Source organism: Marinococcus halophilus, from assembly GCF_900166605.1.
Lineage (GTDB): Bacteria > Bacillota > Bacilli > Bacillales > Marinococcaceae > Marinococcus > Marinococcus halophilus.
In genome coordinates, this window is the sequence record NZ_FVZD01000005.1 from 478,816 (window position 1) to 497,331 (window position 18,516).

Annotated in this window: 15 protein-coding genes and 1 pseudogene; 15 read left to right on the forward strand and 1 reads right to left on the reverse strand. The window is 41.0% G+C overall.

From position 1 onward, the window contains the following. Genes B5066_RS04785 through B5066_RS04815 form a run of 7 tightly spaced genes read left to right on the forward strand, consistent with a single transcriptional unit; the run spans position 1 to position 7,001 of the window. Positions 1–1,197, forward strand: coding sequence for a LegC family aminotransferase (locus B5066_RS04785; RefSeq protein ID WP_079474807.1), 1,197 nt, complete (start codon positions 1–3; stop codon positions 1,195–1,197). Beyond that, positions 1,184–2,239 carry a sugar phosphate nucleotidyltransferase gene (locus B5066_RS04790; protein ID WP_244897343.1) on the forward strand — a complete coding sequence of 352 codons (1,056 nt, stop codon included), beginning with the start codon at positions 1,184–1,186 and terminating at the stop codon, positions 2,237–2,239. Before B5066_RS04785 ends, B5066_RS04790 begins: the two co-directional genes overlap by 14 nt. Next, positions 2,229–2,864, forward strand: coding sequence for an acetyltransferase (locus tag B5066_RS04795; protein WP_079474808.1), 636 nt, complete (start codon positions 2,229–2,231; stop codon positions 2,862–2,864). Before B5066_RS04790 ends, B5066_RS04795 begins: the two co-directional genes overlap by 11 nt. A 4-nt stretch (positions 2,865–2,868) precedes the next feature. Beyond that, a complete protein-coding gene (gene neuB, locus B5066_RS04800) occupies positions 2,869–3,861 on the forward strand; it encodes an N-acetylneuraminate synthase (protein ID WP_143745395.1) in 993 nt (330 codons plus the stop codon). Further along, the gene (gene neuC / locus B5066_RS04805) at positions 3,858–5,036 is read left to right on the forward strand and encodes a UDP-N-acetylglucosamine 2-epimerase (RefSeq protein WP_079474810.1); all 1,179 of its coding nucleotides are present in this window, start codon (positions 3,858–3,860) and stop codon (positions 5,034–5,036) included. The genes neuB and neuC overlap by 4 nt, the downstream gene beginning before the upstream one ends. Continuing rightward, positions 5,029–5,745, forward strand: a complete 717-nt coding sequence (locus tag B5066_RS04810) for an acylneuraminate cytidylyltransferase family protein (RefSeq protein ID WP_079474811.1) — start codon at positions 5,029–5,031, stop codon at positions 5,743–5,745. Before neuC ends, B5066_RS04810 begins: the two co-directional genes overlap by 8 nt. Before the next feature lie 2 nt (positions 5,746–5,747). After that, positions 5,748–7,001 carry a lipopolysaccharide biosynthesis protein gene (locus B5066_RS04815; protein ID WP_079474812.1) on the forward strand — a complete coding sequence of 418 codons (1,254 nt, stop codon included), beginning with the start codon at positions 5,748–5,750 and terminating at the stop codon, positions 6,999–7,001. 98 nt (positions 7,002–7,099) lie between these two features. Here the strand turns inward: B5066_RS04815 and B5066_RS04820 are convergent. Continuing rightward, positions 7,100–8,274, reverse strand: a pseudogene (locus B5066_RS04820) (IS701 family transposase). 470 nt (positions 8,275–8,744) lie between these two features. On the opposite strand from B5066_RS04820, the gene B5066_RS04825 reads away from it, so the two are divergent. The 8 genes from B5066_RS04825 (at position 8,745) to B5066_RS04860 (ending at position 18,510) form a co-directional block, all read left to right on the forward strand. Beyond that, positions 8,745–9,776, forward strand: coding sequence for an O-antigen ligase family protein (locus B5066_RS04825; protein ID WP_179124028.1), 1,032 nt, complete (start codon positions 8,745–8,747; stop codon positions 9,774–9,776). A gap of 62 nt (positions 9,777–9,838) precedes the next feature. Further along, on the forward strand, positions 9,839–10,693 hold the full coding sequence (locus B5066_RS04830) for an ATP-grasp fold amidoligase family protein (RefSeq protein ID WP_218669540.1): 855 nt from the start codon (positions 9,839–9,841) through the stop codon (positions 10,691–10,693). A 32-nt stretch (positions 10,694–10,725) separates the two neighbouring features. Further along, complete coding sequence (locus tag B5066_RS04835) at positions 10,726–11,856, forward strand: CapA family protein (RefSeq protein WP_079474815.1); 1,131 nt, start codon at positions 10,726–10,728, stop codon at positions 11,854–11,856. A 392-nt stretch (positions 11,857–12,248) separates the two neighbouring features. Further along, positions 12,249–12,986, forward strand: coding sequence for a YveK family protein (locus B5066_RS04840; protein ID WP_179124029.1), 738 nt, complete (start codon positions 12,249–12,251; stop codon positions 12,984–12,986). 266 nt (positions 12,987–13,252) lie between these two features. Continuing rightward, complete coding sequence (locus B5066_RS04845) at positions 13,253–14,584, forward strand: ABC transporter substrate-binding protein (protein ID WP_079474817.1); 1,332 nt, start codon at positions 13,253–13,255, stop codon at positions 14,582–14,584. 59 nt (positions 14,585–14,643) lie between these two features. Continuing rightward, positions 14,644–15,555, forward strand: coding sequence for a carbohydrate ABC transporter permease (locus B5066_RS04850; RefSeq protein WP_079475067.1), 912 nt, complete (start codon positions 14,644–14,646; stop codon positions 15,553–15,555). Continuing rightward, positions 15,552–16,400, forward strand: a complete 849-nt coding sequence (locus B5066_RS04855) for a carbohydrate ABC transporter permease (RefSeq protein ID WP_244897344.1) — start codon at positions 15,552–15,554, stop codon at positions 16,398–16,400. The genes B5066_RS04850 and B5066_RS04855 overlap by 4 nt, the downstream gene beginning before the upstream one ends. A gap of 49 nt (positions 16,401–16,449) precedes the next feature. Continuing rightward, positions 16,450–18,510 (forward strand): beta-galactosidase, encoded by a 2,061-nt coding sequence (locus tag B5066_RS04860; RefSeq protein ID WP_244897345.1) that lies wholly within the window; start codon positions 16,450–16,452, stop codon positions 18,508–18,510. Positions 18,511–18,516: the final 6 nt, after the last annotated feature.

Sequence of the window (18,516 nt, forward strand, 5' to 3'; positions counted from 1 at the left end):
ATGAGTGAAAATTTTATTCCATTATCGAAACCAAGCTTGCAGGGAAATGAATTAAAATATGTCACCGAAGCAATTGAAACAGAATGGGTGTCTACTGCAGGCCCATTCATTCAAAGTTTTGAAGAAAATACGGCTGATTATGTCAATTCTACTGGAGCAGTGGCGGTCCAGAACGGCACTTCAGGTTTACATATTGCGCTTGAAGTTATAGGAACCGGCAGAGAAGATGAAGTTATTGTTCCTACTCTTACCTTTATTGCAGCTGTAAATCCAGTAAAGTACTGTGGGGCAGAACCGGTTTTTATGGATTGTGATGATTCTTTATGTTTAGACCCGAATAAATTAGAAAAATTCTTTGAAAAAGAATGTGAGTTTTCCAAGGGGATATTAAGAAATAAAGCTACGAAAAAGCAAATAAAAGCTATTGTAGTAGTTCATGTGTTTGGAAATATGGCTGATATGGAAAGTATTCTGGAGGTGGCAGAGAAGTACAATCTTCCTGTAATAGAAGACGCCACTGAAGCCATAGGAACTTACTATAAAAAAGGAAAGCATCAAGGTCGATATGCTGGAACAATGGGAACATTCGGAGTGTTTTCATTTAATGGAAATAAAATAATGACAACTGGCGGAGGGGGCATGATTGTCTCTAATGATAATGAGTTGCTTGCTCAAGCTCGTCATTTAATCACTCAGGCAAAAAGTGATCCTTTATATTATACTCATGACCAAGTTGGTTATAATTATCGAATGACCAATTTGCAGGCTGCTTTAGGTCTTGCACAATTAGAGCAACTGGAAAGCTTCATTGAAACTAAATCTATCAATTATAGTCACTACCAAGAAGCGATAAAAAAAATACCGGGTCTCGAACTATTTTCTTTTCGTTCAAGTATTAGGCCTAATTATTGGTTCTACGCAATTAAAGTGCAATCCGAATACGGTTTGACCAGAAGAGAATTAATTGATTCACTGGAACAAGAGAAAATACAAGCGAGACCGATATGGGATTTAATCCACCACCAACAGCCTTATAAAAATGCTCAAGCTTACGAAATTGAAAAAGCGCCCATTTATCTAAATTTGATCGTTAACATTCCTTGTAGTTCAGATTTATCCAGCCGAGATGTGGAACGTGTAAATGTTTGTTTGGCCAAACTAAACGAGCCTACGGAAATGGGAAGTGATCAATATTAACGTAAAAGAATTCTTGATTAATGAAAAAGCTACAATGTTAGAGGCAATGGCCTTGCTGGATGAAGTTGCAAAGAAAATACTTTTTGTTGAACGTGAAGGACAGTTTGTAGCTGCAATTACAGATGGTGATATCCGGCGTTGGATTCTCCAAAAAGGTAATCTTGACGCTAAAGTGCAAGATATAGCAAATTATGAGCCGAAGTTTATTTACGAAAAAGATAAAGCAATCGCCAGGGAAAAAATGAAAGAATTATCCGTCGAGGCTCTTCCAGTTTTATCAGAGAATAACGATTTAATCTCTGTAGTTTTATGGAATGATGAAGTAAGGAAAAAATCAAAATTAAACATCCCGGTGGTTATGATGGCGGGAGGGTATGGTACGCGATTATACCCTTATACTCGGATTTTGCCTAAGCCACTTATCCCTATTGGAGATGTACCAATAGCAGAGCATATTATTAATCGCTTTTTTGATATGGGGAGCGAAGAATTTCATTTGATTGTTAATCATAAAAAGAATATGATCAAAGCTTATTTTAATGAATTCGAACGAGGATACAAAGTATTTTATGCAGACGAGGAAGAACCTCTTGGTACAGGGGGAGGTTTAAGCCTTTTAAAGGGTAAAATAGACTCAACTTTTGTATTAACTAATTGTGATATATTAATCGAGGAAGATTATGAAAAAATTTACAATTATCATAGGCAGGAGAAGAATCTTATAACTATGGTTTGTTCTTTAAAAAATATAAAAATTCCTTATGGTGTTATTGAAATTGGTGACCGAGGAGAAATTGAGGAAATGAAAGAGAAGCCTGAATTCTCTTTTTTCACTAATACGGGAATGTATATTGTTGAACCGGAAGTAATTGATGAGCTTAAAACTAATCAAAGTATAGGTTTTCCAGATATTATAGAAAAGTATCAACAAAACGGGGAAAAGATCGGTGTTTTTCCAATTAGTGAAAACGCGTGGATGGATATGGGACAAGTTGATGAAATGGAAAAAATGCGTGAAAGATTAGAAAAAAATGGGTCATAAACTACTATTAATTGGTGGAGGCGGTCATTGTAAGTCCGTTTTGGATAGTCTGTATCAGATGAATGAATATGAAGATATTGGCATAATCGATGCAAAAAGTAAAGTAGGAGAGACAGTTTTAGATACTCCTGTTGTAGGAACCGATCAAGATCTGGAGTTGTTATTTGAGTCCGGATACAAAAAAGCATTTATAACTATAGGTGGAATAGGGGACCCCGAAGTTAGAGTAAAATTAACAGCCCATGCAAAAAAAATCGGTTTTGATTTTCCTAACATAATTGACTCTTCGGCTGTCGTGAGTCCTTATAGCGAACTAACTAACGGTATTTTTGTAGGGAAAAAAGCAGTAATTAACGCCGGAGCTTATGTTGGAGAAGGGGCTATAGTAAATTCTTCGTCTACAATTGAGCATGATTGTTATGTAGAAGCTTTTTCTCACATTGCCCCAGGGAGTATTTTATGTGGCGGGGTGAAAATCGGGAGAGAAACCTACATAGGAGCTCATAGCGTAATCAAGCAGCAAGTTATGGTGGGTAGCAATACAACTATAGGAATGGGCAGTAATGTACTACGAGATGTACCATCTAATATATTAGCTTATGGAAGCCCTTGTAAGGAGGTTTGATTCATTGAGTGCATTTATTATCGCAGAAGCTGGCGTAAATCATAATGGAAGCTTGGAATTAGCAAAAAAGCTCGTAGATGAAGCTAAAGAAGCGGGTGCTGACTGCATTAAATTTCAGACATTCATTTCAAAGAATTTAGCTTCTAAAAGTGCAAAAAAAGCTTCATATCAATCGAAATCGGGAGAAAACGAGAGCCAATTAGAAATGCTTGAAAATTTAGAGCTTATGTTCGAAGAGTTCGAAGAAATTTATCATTATTGCAATGAAAAAGATATAATTTTTCTTTCTACAGGCTTTGATTTTGAAAGCATTGAATTTTTGAATAGTTTAGGCATGGAGAAATGGAAAGTACCTTCTGGAGAATTAACCAATTTACCTTATTTAGCGAAAATAGCTTCTTTAAATAAACCGGTAATTCTCTCTACTGGAATGGGAACAATCGAAGATATTGAAGCAGCAGTTAATGTACTATCTGAGCATGGTGGAAAAGATATTAGTATACTGCATTGCACTACTGAATATCCTGCCCCCTTTGAAGAAGTCAATTTAAGAGCAATGGAGACGTTATCCAACAAATTTCGGTGTCCGATAGGCTATTCAGACCACACTAAAGGGGTGGAAATTCCGGTTGCCGCTGTAGCATTAGGTGCTGAAATCATTGAAAAACATTTCACACTAGATAGCACAATGGAAGGGCCTGATCATAGTTCCAGTCTAGAGCCTGCACAGTTAAAAACAATGGTCGATTCTATTCGCCATGTGGAATTAGCAATGGGTACGGGCGAAAAAACTCCTTCAGAGTCCGAAAAGAAAAATATAGGCATAGCGAGAAAAAGTATTGTAGCTAACAGGCCAATTCAAAAAGGGGAAAAGTTTACTCAAGAAAATTTAACTGTAAAACGTCCTGGGACGGGCATCAGCCCAATGAAATGGTATGATATGATTGGCAAAGAAGCTAGCCGTGACTTTGAAGAAGATGAGTTGATAGAGCAATGAAGAAAAAAATCGGGGTAGTTACAGCTACCAGAGCGGAATATGGTTTATTAAAACCTTTATTAGAACGCTTAAGAGATGATGCTTTCTTTGATTTACGAATTATAGTAACAGGAGCGCATTTGTCTCCTGAATTTGGTTTAACGTATCAAGATATTAAAAGAGACGGGTTCGATATTGATGAAAAAATTGAGATCCTCCTTAGTGCGGACACCCCATCTTCTATATCAAAATCATCAGGTCTTGCTATAATCAGTTTTGCAGACTATTTTGCAAAAAACAATTTAGACATGCTTCTTGTATTGGGAGATCGTTATGAAACGCTATCAGTCTGCATTGCGGCAATGAACGAACGAATTCCTATTGCTCATCTATACGGAGGGGAAACGACTGAGGGGGCTATTGATGAAGCAGTTCGCCACGCTGTGACGAAATTAAGTTATTTGCACTTTACGAGCACAGAACTTTATCGAAAACGAGTGATACAGTTAGGAGAACATCCTGATAGGGTGCACCAGGTCGGCGGCTTAGGTGTCGAAAACATAATTAATCAAAACTTCCTGTCTACAGAAGAGCTTTCTGAATCTATTAATTTTAACCTTGATGGGGAATATGCAATGGTAACTTTTCACCCGGTTACACTTGAAGATAATTATGTAGAAGACCAATTTCGGGCTTTACTGGATGTTTGCAGCATGTACCCAGATGTGAAATTTGTTTTTACAAAAGCAAATGCTGATGCGAATGGCCGGATTATAAATAAAATGATTGATCATTATGTACATGAAAACGATCATGCTATAGCTTTCGCTTCTTTAGGAATGCAACGTTATTTAAGCGCTCTTCACAAAGCCACATGCGTAATTGGGAATTCATCAAGTGGGCTTTTAGAAGCTCCAAGCTTTGGCATTCCTACGATTAACATTGGAGATAGACAAAAAGGAAGGATTCAGGCAGAAAGCGTTATTGATTGCGAACCTAAAAAAGGAAATATTCAGGAAGCATTTGAATTAGCCTTAAGCAGAAGCTTTAGAGAGAAAGCAAAGCGCGTGGTTAACCCATATGGAAACGGGGAAAGCTCTTTAAAAATTATTAGCATAATAAAAGACATGTTTGAGCAAGAACAAGTTGAACTGAAAAAAACTTTTTACGATTTTGGAGAGAAAAAAGTTGAATAATTTAGCTATTATACCAGCAAGAAGCGGTTCTAAAGGGTTAAAAGATAAAAATATTAAGCATTTGGATGGAAAGCCGCTTATTGCATACACCATTGAAGCCGCTATTAATTCTAAAAAATTTGATGAAATTATGGTCTCAACGGATTCAAAAATATATGCTGATATTTCTAGGAATTGGGGAGCCAGTGTGCCTTTTTTAAGGGAAAAAGAGCTTTCTACAGATTTATCTTCGTCGTGGGATGTTGTAAGAAATATTATTAAGAATTATCTATTACAAGGCAAAAAATTTCAAACAATAACGTTGCTCCAACCGACCTCTCCTTTAAGAGGTTCAGAAGACATTGCTAAAGCTCATGAGATAATGTTAGAAAAGAAGGCTGAGAGTGTTGTTTCAGTATGTGAAGTAGATCATTCTCCCATGCTAACAAATACGCTACCAAAAGATCATTCTCTTCAAAATTTTATTACTGAAAAACAGAGCTCCAAGAGAAGACAAGATTCACCTGCTTACTTTAGGATCAATGGGTCTATTTATATTGTAAGAACTGACACCATAGATAAAGCTAATTTTCTTTATAACTCAAAAAGCTTTGCTCATATTATGAGTCCTGAGAAATCTATTGATATTGATAATGAATTAGATTTTAATTTTGCAGAGTTTTTATTCCAAAATAAAAGGAAAACAGATGACAATCAAAGGTGTAATTAAAAATGTTTTCGAGGCTGAAAAAAAGTAAATTTTTAAAGAATTCTATTTTATATACTTTGGGAACTATGATGACTCCTTTAATTGGTTTTATCATGTTGCCTATTTATACGAATTATCTTGCACCTGCAGAATATGGAACAATGACTACAGTTCAAACGCTAGTAGGAATGTTTCAAGTATTTCTAGTGTTGTCGCTTCATGGCGCTATTACAAGGTTTTTCTATGATTATCTTGATGATGTAAAAAAGCAAAAAGAATATTTAGGTTCAATATTTCTATTCGTTATTTTGTTTTCATCGTTAGCTTCTATTATATTAATGATTTTTCATCAATATATAGGATTCATACTTTTTAGCTCAATCCCTACTGTGCCTTTTTATTTTTATATGATTGGTATAGCTTGGGTGAATGCTATATTAGCACTCCCGATGGCATTAATTAGAGCACAAGAAAACGCTGGTTTATTTGTCGCAATTAATATATCTAAAGCTGTCTTAATTATGTTATTCAGTATATATTTTATTGTGGTTCTTGGGCTCGGTGCCAAGAGTGCATTACTTTCTCAATTAATTATTACTTCTTTAGTAGTCGTTGGTTTATTAATTAAACAAAAACATTTCTTAATTTTTTCACTAAATAAAAATTATATAAAATATAGTCTTATGTTCAGCTTACCTTTATTGCCTCATGTTGCTAGTGGTTGGATTATAAAGTCATCAGATAGAATTATCTTAGAAAAGTTTGTAAGTCTTGAAGAAATAGGGGTTTACGCTTTAGCTGCTCAAGTATCAATGGTTTTATCTTTGTTTTATCAAGGGGTCAACAACGCTTTCGTACCTAGGTATACTAAATTAAGAAAGGAAAATAAAAGAAAACAGGCTTCTAAATTGTTAAAGGTATTCTTTTATGTTGTTATTGCTAGTGGTTTTTTGTCGATACCAATAGCTATGATAGGAACAAAGGTGCTATCAAATAATTCATACAATGAAGCAATATGGCTTATACCGTTATTAATATTAGCTCAAATAGCTAAAGGACTTTATTATATTCCGGTAGCCGAACTTTTTTATAGTAAAAAAACAAATTCTATTGCTTCTAGTAGCCTTATTGCTGCCTTAGCAAACATAATTATTAATTTTTCCTTAATACCTTTTATAGGGATTTATGGAGCAATTATTTCTACTATATTTGCTGAATTGGTGAGGTTAGCACTTATTTATCGTTTAAGTACTAACAAACAATCATTTAGAGCTTAATTATAATCTCTAATGTTGCAGTTTTGGAAACAAATGTTGGTCATGGATTTAAATATTGGAAATCATCGACAATATCATCCAACCGACGGCTTTGCGGGTCAAGCCACGCGGTAGGTTTTATACACGCTCTCCAGGGTCGCGCCCGCCCGGGCGCGCTGGTAAATATCCGCAATCTCCCGTCGCCGGTGGTCCTGGTGGCTGGCATGAAAGGCTTCGCTGATGGTACCCGCAAACGTCCAGGCCAGCAGCAGCCAGGCGGTTTGGAGGAGAAGCAGGTAGCGTCGGATCGCGGAAGCGCTCCGCAGCCGGTACCCGCCCATCGACAGCTTGCCCTTGGCTTCCTGGAAAAGGTTTCAATTGCCCACCGGTGCTGATACCAGGATAAGACATCCTCCGCAGTCATCGAGGCATCGGTGGAAAAGAAAAACCGGTACGCTTCGTGCGAAGCATATGCCCGGGAACCAACGACGACGCCCGAGAGACCGCCTTTCAACCGCCCCTGAAACCGAACCATTTTATACGTCGTGGCCCGGACGGTCACAAGGTCCGGATCTTCCACCTGCCGGGCCCGTTGGGCCCAGTCTCTGGCTGGTAACGGCATGGGGGCCGTGTCGAGCACCCGGTTGCTTTTGATGGCACCGATAAAATGCCAGCCCCGGTCCCGGACGGTACGGATCAGTTTTTCCGATGCGTACCAGCTGTCGGCCAGGACATAGACGGGACGGTCGCCCACCTCGATGGTGCGAAGCTGCTGAAGGGCCAGATCGATTTTGCTGGTCCCGTGTTCTTTCTCATATCGCTCGATATGATAGGGATACAGACGCTCGCTCGTCCCTGCCATGATGGTGAGCCATTGATGCCCGTAAACGGTGGTGCCGGTCTGATGATCAAAATGGTATCCGCCGTCGTCAATCGGGTGGTGCGCCTGGGACGAAGGTTTCGATTTGGGAACGACGGTATCATCGATGGCGATCAGCACCGGGTTGGCGGAGGACGCCTGCCGCCGGATGTGCTGCAGCACCGAGCGCTGGAGCTTGCGCTCCAGGGCATGGTCATCCACCCGGGACGTGCGAAAAAACCGGGTTACCGACGAATGGTGAGCATCATGATTGGCAGCTTCCTGGAGGGCCTTCACGCTCCCGTTGCGGTGCTCCCGGGTCCAGCCTTCCAGCAACTTCTGCATATGATGAGCGGCTGGGGCAGACATAAAGAACCGGAGGTTCCATTGATCAAAGGCATTGGCGATGCAGGAGGAATATGATACGGTAGACATGAGGCAGAATCCTTTCTCGATGGTGTTTTCGTCGATGTCATCGTACCGTATCAACGGGGATTCTGTCTCTTTTTTATTGGTGATGGAAATAATTGTTAGCAAACCTGCAACATAAGAGTTATAATATTAAGTACAACATATGGAAATAAAGGTGAAACTATTGTAGAACAATGAAATAAATAATTTCTCGTTTTAATCGTTAGAGACGAAAAATAGAATATCTGTCAAAAGTTAATAATTAACGTAGTGCAAATTAATAACTGATTAAAAGTAATTAATGTTTTTTATTAATATATTTTTGAAAGGAGGGAGAAAAAATTTCAGTAAAGTATTTAGACTACATTATTAGTAGCTTGTTAGTTTTTTTATTAATTGTTTCTATTTATGCATTTAATGATCAAAAGATTTTATTATACACTATTAGAATAATTTTTATTATTTACATGTCTTTAAGATTTATTTATTTCAATTTGTCATTTTCAAAATACGCTGCATGGGCTAGTCTGTTTATTGCTGTTGTGTTTATATCTACATTGTGGGCTGAAGATATAAATTTAGCTCTTTATTATTTTGTTTGGAGTTTCCAAGTTTTCATTATCTGCATCTTATTAGATTCGTTTATCGATAGCGAAAAGAGATTAAATTTTATATTAAAATGTATAATCATAGGTGGAGGGTTATTAGCTGCTAGACTATTAATTGAAATACCGTTTAATCAGTGGGGTACAGGAAGGCTTGGTAGAGGCATTGACTATAACCCTAATACTTTAGGATTAAGATTAGCTTTTGCCTCATTGGTATCTACTTATTTTATGGTAAAGGTTGCTACAAAGAAATATATATACTTTTTATCATCAATTTTACTAGTGACTGTGTCTATGTTTACAGGGTCACGTAAGGTATTTGTGGTTTTAGTAGTTGGTTATTTGTTATTTCTATTATTCTTCGGAAGTTTTAAAAAAAGTTACATAAAAAAGTTGCCATTCATCGTTTTGATTGGAACACTTATGCTTATTTTGATTTTTAATTTTGGGCCGTTATATGACGTGTTAGGAAGTCGTGTTGAATCAACATTCAACGCATTTACAGGTAATGAAATAAATAACTCTGAGTCTGAAACCCAGCTAAGAACAGCAATGATAATTGAAGGATTAAACTTATTTCAAAATAGTCCTTTAATTGGTTATGGTATAGGCAATTTCGAAGAAGTAAGCAGTTATGGCACGTATTCACATAACAATTATATTGAAATGTTAACAGGAATGGGGATAATAGGTTTTATAGTATATTATTCTTTTTATTGTTATTTGTTATTTAAGTTGGGGTCGGGTATTTTAAGTGGTAATAAAAAGTTCGTATTGCCATTTACAATCATTTGTTTAATGTTCATTAATGAAACAGCCATAGTTTCTTACCAATCATTATATACACAAATTCTTATCATGCTTTCTTTTGTTTTTGTGCGAATATATAATAGTGAAAATAGAAATCAAAGAGAATGAAATTTTGCCTGATTTCTAACAATCATTCAAGAAATATATAAAAGAAAAAGGTAGGAATTATTATGAAATCTCAGATCCTAAAAAGTTTTCTAATGAAAATTAGTAAGTTATTTTCTGATAAAATTTATTTGAAGATAAAATATAGACAAGTTACGGGGAACAATTTAAACTTAAAAAATCCCAAAACTTTCAATGAAAAAATTCAATGGTTAAAATTGTATGCTAGAAAAAATGAACAAATATCTCGTGTAGATAAATATAAAGTGCGGGCTTACATTAGCGAAACAATAGGCAGTCAATATTTGGTGCCTTTAATAGGTGTATTTGATAATGTAGAAGACATTGATTGGGATAGTTTCCCCAATAAATTTGTACTTAAGTGTACTCATGGTTCTGGAAGTAATATAGTTTGTACCAATAAGTCAGAACTTAATATAAAAGAAACAAAAAAGAAATTAAAAAAATGGATGAAATCGAATTGGTATTGGTACGGTAGGGAATGGCCATATAAAAGTTTGAAGCCTAAAATCATATGTGAAGAATATTTAGGAGAAAATATCGTTGATTACAAATTTATGTGTTTTCATGGCGAACCAAAATTAATTCAAATACATCAAAATAGAGGGATGAATAATCAAACTTTAGATTTTTACAATGAGCGATGGGAAAAAACTAATATTAGCAGGGAAACTCCAACTGATAAAAAGGAAATAGCTAAGCCTGATAATTTCGAAGAGATGCTAAGTATAGCAAAAAAACTTTCGCAAAACGAAATTCATGTTCGAATAGACTTATATGAGGTAAAAGGAAAAATTTATTTTGGAGAAATAACGTATTTTACTACTTCGGGATTCGCGGTTTTTGGAAAGCGCGAGTATGATGAATTACTAGGTGAATGGATTAAATTACCTACATGATTAAAAATCGTGTTAAAGATTGGAGTTAAAAAATGGAATTAATTATAGGTAGCGATGTAGTACCAACTAGTTCTAATAAGGCGTTATTTCATGAAGCAAATGTTATGAATTTATTAGGCAAGGACATATTTGATTTGTGGAATAGAGCGGATATGAGAATATTTAACTTAGAAACCCCCTTAGTTGATGAAGAAGCTCCTATTGATAAGTGTGGTCCTAATTTCATTACACCTACAGGCACAATTAACGGTATCAAAGGCTTGAACCCTACTCTTTTAACATTAGCTAATAATCATATAATGGATCAAGGCACTCAAGGGTTAGCGTCTACACGTAAACTGTTATTCCAATATGATATACCTAATGTTGGTACAGGGAAAGATTTGTACGAAGCGCAAAAGCCTTATATATTAAAAAAAGGTGATTTGAAGATCGGTGTGTATGCTTGCGCAGAACATGAATTTTCAATTTCTACTAAAGAAAAGGCTGGAGCTAACCCATTTGATCCTCTAGAAAGTCTTGACCATATTATTGAATTAAAAGAAAAATGTGATTACTTAATTGTGTTGTATCATGGAGGAAAGGAACACTATCGTTATCCTTCTCCTTATTTACAAAAAGCTTGTAGAAAAATGGCCCAAAAGGGTGCTGATATAATTATATGCCAACATAGTCATTGTATTGGCAGTTACGAAGATTATGAAGATTCAAAAATAATTTATGGTCAGGGTAATTTTTTATTTGATAAATATGACAATGAATTTTGGAATACTGGTCTTTTAATCAAATTAAATATAGAAGATGGCATTAATGTAGAATATATTCCATTTACAAAAGAAAGTTCTGGTATTCGTCTTGCTACTGGAAACGCCAGAGAGAACATACTTTCTGGTTTTGAAAAACGTTCTGCTAATATATTAAAGGAAGGTTTTATTGAAGAAGAATACCAAAGATATGCAAAAAAAAATATTTACTCATATTTAAGAAAAACTGCCGGGATGAACAAATGGATTGCTAGGTTAGACAAATATATTTTAAAAGGAAAATTAGTTAAGTTTAAATACAAGAGAGAAAATTTGCTGAAATTACAAAATACTGTTGAATGTGAAGCACATAGAGAACTATTAATCTCTGCCTTGAATTTAGAGAGAAAGAATTACTGAAATGTAAAGTTAATCACCATCTAAATATAAGGTGAAAACGTAATATTACATAGAAGCAGCAGAAATAAAAGGTCAGTGATAATAAAGTTGCGTATATTCGACATAGCAAAACATCTAATTGAAGCCAAGCACATGATTGCTTTAATGCAGTTGCTAACGGGCCACTTTCAAGGTCGGAAAAATTGAAGTAGTGTATCTGAGGCTTATTAGTTACCTATATTATATAAACAATTGGTTCAAGGATGAGCGAGAAGAGATAAGCAAAGAAATTTCTGGAATTCTTTAAAGCTCTCATTGAAATTTTCACAAATCCAACTTTCTGTTATCTTTCGTATATAGGGTGAGGCAAGAGAAGACATAAAAAAACCTAAAGCTTTATAATGGAGGACATTATGGAAGAAACTATTGATTTCAAAAATCTGATTAATATATTAAAGAAGAGGATGAAATTACTTATCGCTACAGCGCTTATATTTACTATTTTAAGTGCTATTTATACTTTTTTTATTGTGGATCCACAATACGAAGCATCTACACAAATATTAGTTAATCAATCTCAAAGTGAAAATGAACAATCCTCTACTACTGATATCGAATCGAGTAGAGAATTGATTAATACGTATAATGTGATTATAACTAGTCCAGCTATATTAGAACCGGTAACTCAAAGAACTAATTTTAATGGATCTGTAGGAAGCTTACGTTCTAAAACTAACGTCTCAGCTGAGGCAGAATCTCAAGTAGCTATAGTGACAGTAACGGATTCTGATCCCCAAACAGCAGTGGAATTGGCAAATACTATAGGTCAAACCTTTGAACAACAAATTCCAGAAATTATGAATGTAGATAATGTTAGTATACTTTCTGAAGCTCAACTTTCTGAAAGTAGCTCTCCCGTTTCGCCGCAACCTTTTTTAAATTTATTAATTGCTTTTGTGGTGGGTTTAATTATTAGTAGCGGATGGGTAATAGTAAAAGAATTTCTGGATAAGTCTCTTAAATCCGAAGAAGATATTGAAAAAGAACTTAATTTACCAATTTTAGGTGTAGTTCCAACTATACAAGAAGTTCCAGACGATAAATATGGTAGTAGCGCAGAAAATAAAAAATTACGTTCTAATGCTCATTAGAACTAGAAAATATCTATAGATAATCTTTTCATATTTAAAAAGTAATAAAGACTGATAAACTGTAGCTTTTTAATAGCTGCAGTTTTCTTAAGTTGCATAAAAAATAAATTATCACAATAATCCAAAATAAATTGACAACGCTTTCAAAATCCTGTTTAATAAACACTAAGTTAATTAATTTATTTTACTAACTTTTGAAAACGCTTTAATATATTCTACATACATGACTTTCAAAAGCTAGTATCACACTTGAGGGGGATGGGTTCATGAAAACATCATATTGGAAATTGGCAGTAGCGGGGGCAGCGTCGGTAGGCCTGTTAACAGCATGCAGCGGCAACAGCGGGGGCGGAAGTGGTGACAGTGGCGGCGATGGCGGAGGCGGCGACGGTGAACTGAGCGGCGAAGTGGAAGTATGGTCGTGGAACGTGGCAGCCTCGTCCCTGGAGCAGGCTGCCGAGCAGTTTATGGAAGAGCATCCGGACGTGGAGATTACGGTCCAGGACAGCTCGACGGATGACGTGTACGAGCGGCTAACGGTCGGCCTTGGCTCCGGCGGTTCCGGACTTCCCGACGTGGTTTCGCTTGAATCGTCCCAGCTGGAAAACTACAAATCCCAATTTCCGGATGGATTCATGAACCTGTCGGAAAACGGCTTTGATGAGCATGGGGATAAATTCACCGAATTTAAAGTGGATGCCGCGCAGGACGAAAACGGCGACTTTGTTTCAATGCCGTGGGACATCGGCCCGGCCGGCATCTTCTACCGGGTGGACCTGTTTGAAGAGGCGGGCGTGAATCCGGATGATATTGAAACGTGGGATGACTACGTGGCTGCCGGTGAAAAGGTCGTGGAAGAAACGGATGCGTTCATGCTGCCGGTGCAGGTAACCTCCGATGACTCTCCGTACCGGATATTTTTAGACCAGCAGGGGGTTAACTACTTTAATGAGGACGGTGAAATCCAGCTCGATACGGACGAAGCCCAGGCGGCGATGGATCTGATGGCGGAAATGAGCGAGAAGGAATTGATTTATAACGCTAACACCTGGGATGCGATGGTCGGGGCAACTGTAAACGGCGATGTGGCTTCGGTGCCGACAGGCGCCTGGTACAGCGGCACGATCATGGACCAGGCTCCGGACATGAGCGGGCAGTGGGGCGTCATGGAGCTGCCGACGTTTGAAGAGGGCACGCCGCAGGCAGCGAACTCCGGCGGATCCAACCTGGCGGTGCTGGAGTCTTCGGAAAATCAGGACGCGGCCTATGCGTTCGCCGAATACTTTACAACCAATGAAGACGTACAAATTCAGGCCTTTGAAGATTACGGCCTGTTCCCGTCGCTCACAAGCACCTATGAGGATCCAATCTTTGAAGAGCCGGTGGAATACTTTAACAATGAGCCGGTTTACGGCCTGCTTGCTGATACAACCGACAACATTGAGCCTCCGGTCTACAACTCCGATATCCCGCGGGCGGAAGATGTGATCATGGACGCGCAGTCCTCGGTCATTCTCGAGGGCAATGACCCAAGCAATGTTATGAGCAATGCGGTTGAACGGCTGGCCAGTGAAACCGGCCGGGAAACATCACAATAACGAATGAACGGGAGAGCGCCTGCTCTCCCATTTTTATAAGGAGGTACAACATGTCGAACATGGAAAACGTTAACTCGGAGCACGCTGAAGAAAAGACGAAAACCAAAAAGAAATGGATCACCCCGAAAACCTTTCCTTACATTCTCGTTTTTCCGGCCGTGTTTCTGTTTGCCGTCTTTACGGTTTACCCGGTTATTTCTTCCTTTATATTAAGCTTCCAGGCTAGTGAAGGGGGAGAAATGAGCTTTATCGGCTTACAGAACTACATACGGCTCTTTAACGACGGGCTGTTTTACCAGTCGCTCATTAACACGTTTACGATTCTGATTATTCAGGTGCCGATCATGATTACGCTCGCGATTTTGCTTGCGGTGATGCTCAATTCAGCACTCATACGCTTTAACGGCTTTTTCCGGGTATCCTTTTTCCTTCCGTCTGTAACGGCGCTTGTTACGGCATCGATCGTGTTTATCATTCTCTTGGACAGCAACTACGGGATCGTCAACTACGTGCTTTCCACGATCGGCCTGGAAAAAGTCTCCTGGCTGAACGACCCATTCTGGGCGAAGGTGTCAATTATGCTCGTCGTTACGTGGCGCTGGACGGGCTACAACATGGTGATCCTGCTTGCCGGCCTTCAGAACGTTTCCAAGGATCTGTATGAATCCGCAAGCATCGACGGGGCGGGCAAGGTGCGCCAGTTTTTCTATATTACCCTTCCGCAGCTGAAGCCGGTCATTCTGTTTACGGTGGTGCTTTCCACGATCGGTACGCTCCAGCTGTTTGACGAGCCGTACATTTTAACGAACGGCGGTCCGAACAACAGCACCCTGACGGTCATTATGTACCTGTATGACCAGGGCTTCCGCTACTTTGACTTCGGCTATGCCTCGGCGATTGCTTATGTGCTGGTAATTATTATCGCTGTATTGTCCTGGATACAGCTGAGAGTTGGGAGTGATCGGGATTGAGTACTTCAACGGCTAATACGCCAAAAAAACACCTGCCGAAAAAAATCGTGCTGTATGCTCTGCTTGCAGTAGGCGTCATCGTTTCCATTTTTCCATTCTACTGGATGGTTATCGGGGCAACCAACCCGTCGGGAGAAATCTTCGGCATTCCGCCGTCGCTGCTTCCCGGCACGTACCTGATCGAAAACTTTATCAACCTGAATGAGTCCATCGGCATTTTGCGCGTCGTGTTCAACTCGCTGTTTATCGCCATTACGTTTACCGCGCTTAGCCTGCTCATATGCAGCGCGGCGGGCTACGCGTTTGCGAAGTTTAAATTTAAAGGCCGCGACGCTATCTTTTTTATCCTGCTGCTGTCGATGATGATTCCGTATCACGTCACGCTGATTCCGTTGTTCCGGATTTTCGTGGAGCTCAACTGGCTGAACACGTACCAGGCAGTTATTCTGCCGCAGCTCGCGTATCCGTTCGCCATTTTTCTCATGCGCCAGAACATGCAGGCCATTCCGACGACGCTTTTGGAGGCAGCGCGGGTGGACGGTGCCGGGGAGTTCCGGATCTTTTTCAAAATTGTGCTGCCGACCATGCGTCCGGCGCTCGCGGCTGTCGCCATCTTCCTGTTTATGTTCCAGTGGAACAACTTCATCTGGCCGCTTGTGGTGCTGAACTCCGGGGAAATGTACACGCTGCCGGTGGCGCTTTCGAGCCTTGTCGGCCTGTCGGACATTGATTACGGGCAGATTATGCTCGGTGCGGCCATTTCCGTGGTGCCGATCATGGTATTCTTCCTGATCCTGCAGAAGCAGTTTATTGCCGGGATCCTGGGCGGATCGGTCAAGGAATAGGTTTTTGGAAGACACACGAAATACCACAGCTTTGAAAGGATGATATATATTGAAACGTGACTACCAGTCCATTTTCCCGGCGCCGGGGACGCTTCTGCACGGGGCTGACTATAACCCCGAGCAGTGGCTCGATTATCCCGATAAGCTTGAAGACGACATCCGGCTCATGAAGGAGGCCAACTGCAACGTCATGTCGGTCGGCATCTTTTCCTGGTCGAGCCTGGAGCCGGAGGAAGGGACGTTTACGTTCGGGTGGCTTGACCGTATTCTCGAGCAGTTCGAGGCGAACGGGATCTACGCCTTTCTCGCGTCGCCGAGCGGCGCCCGTCCGGCATGGATGTCGGAAAGGTATCCGGAGGTGCTGCGGGTAAATGAGCACCGGCAGCGCAACCTGCACGGGCTGCGCCACAACCACTGCTATACCTCGCCGGTCTACCGGGAAAAGACGGAACAGATGAACGCCCGCCTCGCGGAACGCTACGCCCATCACCCGGCGGTGATCGGGCTACATATTTCGAACGAATACGGCGGCGAATGCCACTGCCCGCTCTGCCAGGCGGCATTCCGGCAGTGGCTGAAAAACAAATACGGCACGCTCCAGCAGCTGAACCATGACTGGTGGACGACGTTCTGGAGCCACACGTATTCCTCCTGGGAGCAGATTGAATCCCCGGCGCCGCACGGCGAAACGATGGTGCACGGGCTGAACCTGGACTGGAAGCGGTTTGTGACCGACCAGACGATTGATTTTTACGAGCACGAGCTCCGGCCGTTCCGCAAGGCCAATCCGAAGCTGCCGGCAACCGCCAACTTTATGGAAGCTTTTGATGAACTGGATTATGCGAAATTTGCCAAGGTCGTCGACTTTATTTCCTGGGATTCGTACCCGACATGGCACTACACGGAGGATGACACGGACCTGGGTGCCTGGGTCGGCATGAACCATGACTGGTTCCGGGCGATGAAGGACGGCCAGCCGTTCTTCCTGATGGAAAGCACGCCGAGCACGACCAACTGGCAGCCGCTCAGCAAGCTGAAAAAGCCGGGGGTGCATATGCTGTCGTCGCTGCAGGCGGTCGCCCACGGCTCCGACTCGGTGCAGTACTTTCAGTGGCGGAAAAGCCGCGGCTCGAGCGAAAAATTTCACGGCGCGGTGGTGGATCACGCCGGCCATAGCGAGACGAGGGTGTTCCGGGAAGTAGCTGAGCTTGGCCGGGCGCTTGAAGCAGCCGGTGAGCTCGCAGGCACGACGGTGCAGCCGGAGGTGGCGGTGATTTTTGATACCGAAAACCGCTGGGCAGTCAAGGACGCCCAGGGGCCGCGAAACAGCGGCATTCATTACGAAGCCACTGTGAAAGACCACTATAAGGCGTTCTGGAAGCAGGGCGTGCCGGTGGACGTGATTGATATGGACAAGGATCTTTCGCCGTACAAGGTGCTTGTTGCCCCGATGCTGTACATGGTGCGAGAAGGCGTCGGTGAGAAAATTACCGAATTTGTAAAAAACGGCGGCACGCTGATCACCACGTACTGGTCCGGCATTGTGGATGAACACGACCTGTGCTTTCTAGGTGGATTTCCGGGCCCGCTCCGCGACGTGCTCGGCATCTGGTCCGAGGAAATCGACAGCCTCGTCGACGGGGAAGAAAACACCATGGTCAAGCGGGCGGACGTGCCGGAGCTCGGGGGTGAATACACGCTCACCGAGCTGTGCGACCTGATTCACACGGAAGGAGCCGAGGTGCTGGCTGCGTACCGGGACGATTTTTATGCCGGCCGGCCGGCACTTGCCCGAAACCGTTACGGGGGCGGGCAGGCGTATTATATAGCCGCCCGCCCGGAGGAATCATTTTACGATGATTTCTATGCCTCCGTCCTGCGGGAGAGCGGGGTCGAACGTCTGGTGGACGTGCCGCTCCCGCGTGGTATGACTGTCCAAAAACGCGAAAACAACAGCCATCAATACCTGTTTGTCTCCAATTTCAGCGAGCGAAAGCAGAGCCTGACGTCCAAGAAACTGGCCGGAACGAACCTGGTGAGCGGGGAAGCAGTTCATGAAACGCTCACGCTCCCGCCACGCGGCATCACGATTATTAAACAGTCCAAGTAGGAGGCA

Coding starts and splice junctions, on each gene's coding strand:
- B5066_RS04785 (WP_079474807.1), top strand. CDS start 1: ATGAGTGAAAATTTTATTCCATTATCGAAACCAAGCTTGCAGGGAAAT.
- B5066_RS04795 (WP_079474808.1), top strand. CDS start 2,229: ATGGGTCATAAACTACTATTAATTGGTGGAGGCGGTCATTGTAAGTCC.
- neuC (WP_079474810.1), top strand. CDS start 3,858: ATGAAGAAAAAAATCGGGGTAGTTACAGCTACCAGAGCGGAATATGGT.
- B5066_RS04815 (WP_079474812.1), top strand. CDS start 5,748: ATGTTTTCGAGGCTGAAAAAAAGTAAATTTTTAAAGAATTCTATTTTA.
- B5066_RS04830 (WP_218669540.1), top strand. CDS start 9,839: ATGAAATCTCAGATCCTAAAAAGTTTTCTAATGAAAATTAGTAAGTTA.
- B5066_RS04835 (WP_079474815.1), top strand. CDS start 10,726: ATGGAATTAATTATAGGTAGCGATGTAGTACCAACTAGTTCTAATAAG.
- B5066_RS04840 (WP_179124029.1), top strand. CDS start 12,249: ATGGAAGAAACTATTGATTTCAAAAATCTGATTAATATATTAAAGAAG.
- B5066_RS04845 (WP_079474817.1), top strand. CDS start 13,253: ATGAAAACATCATATTGGAAATTGGCAGTAGCGGGGGCAGCGTCGGTA.
- B5066_RS04850 (WP_079475067.1), top strand. CDS start 14,644: ATGGAAAACGTTAACTCGGAGCACGCTGAAGAAAAGACGAAAACCAAA.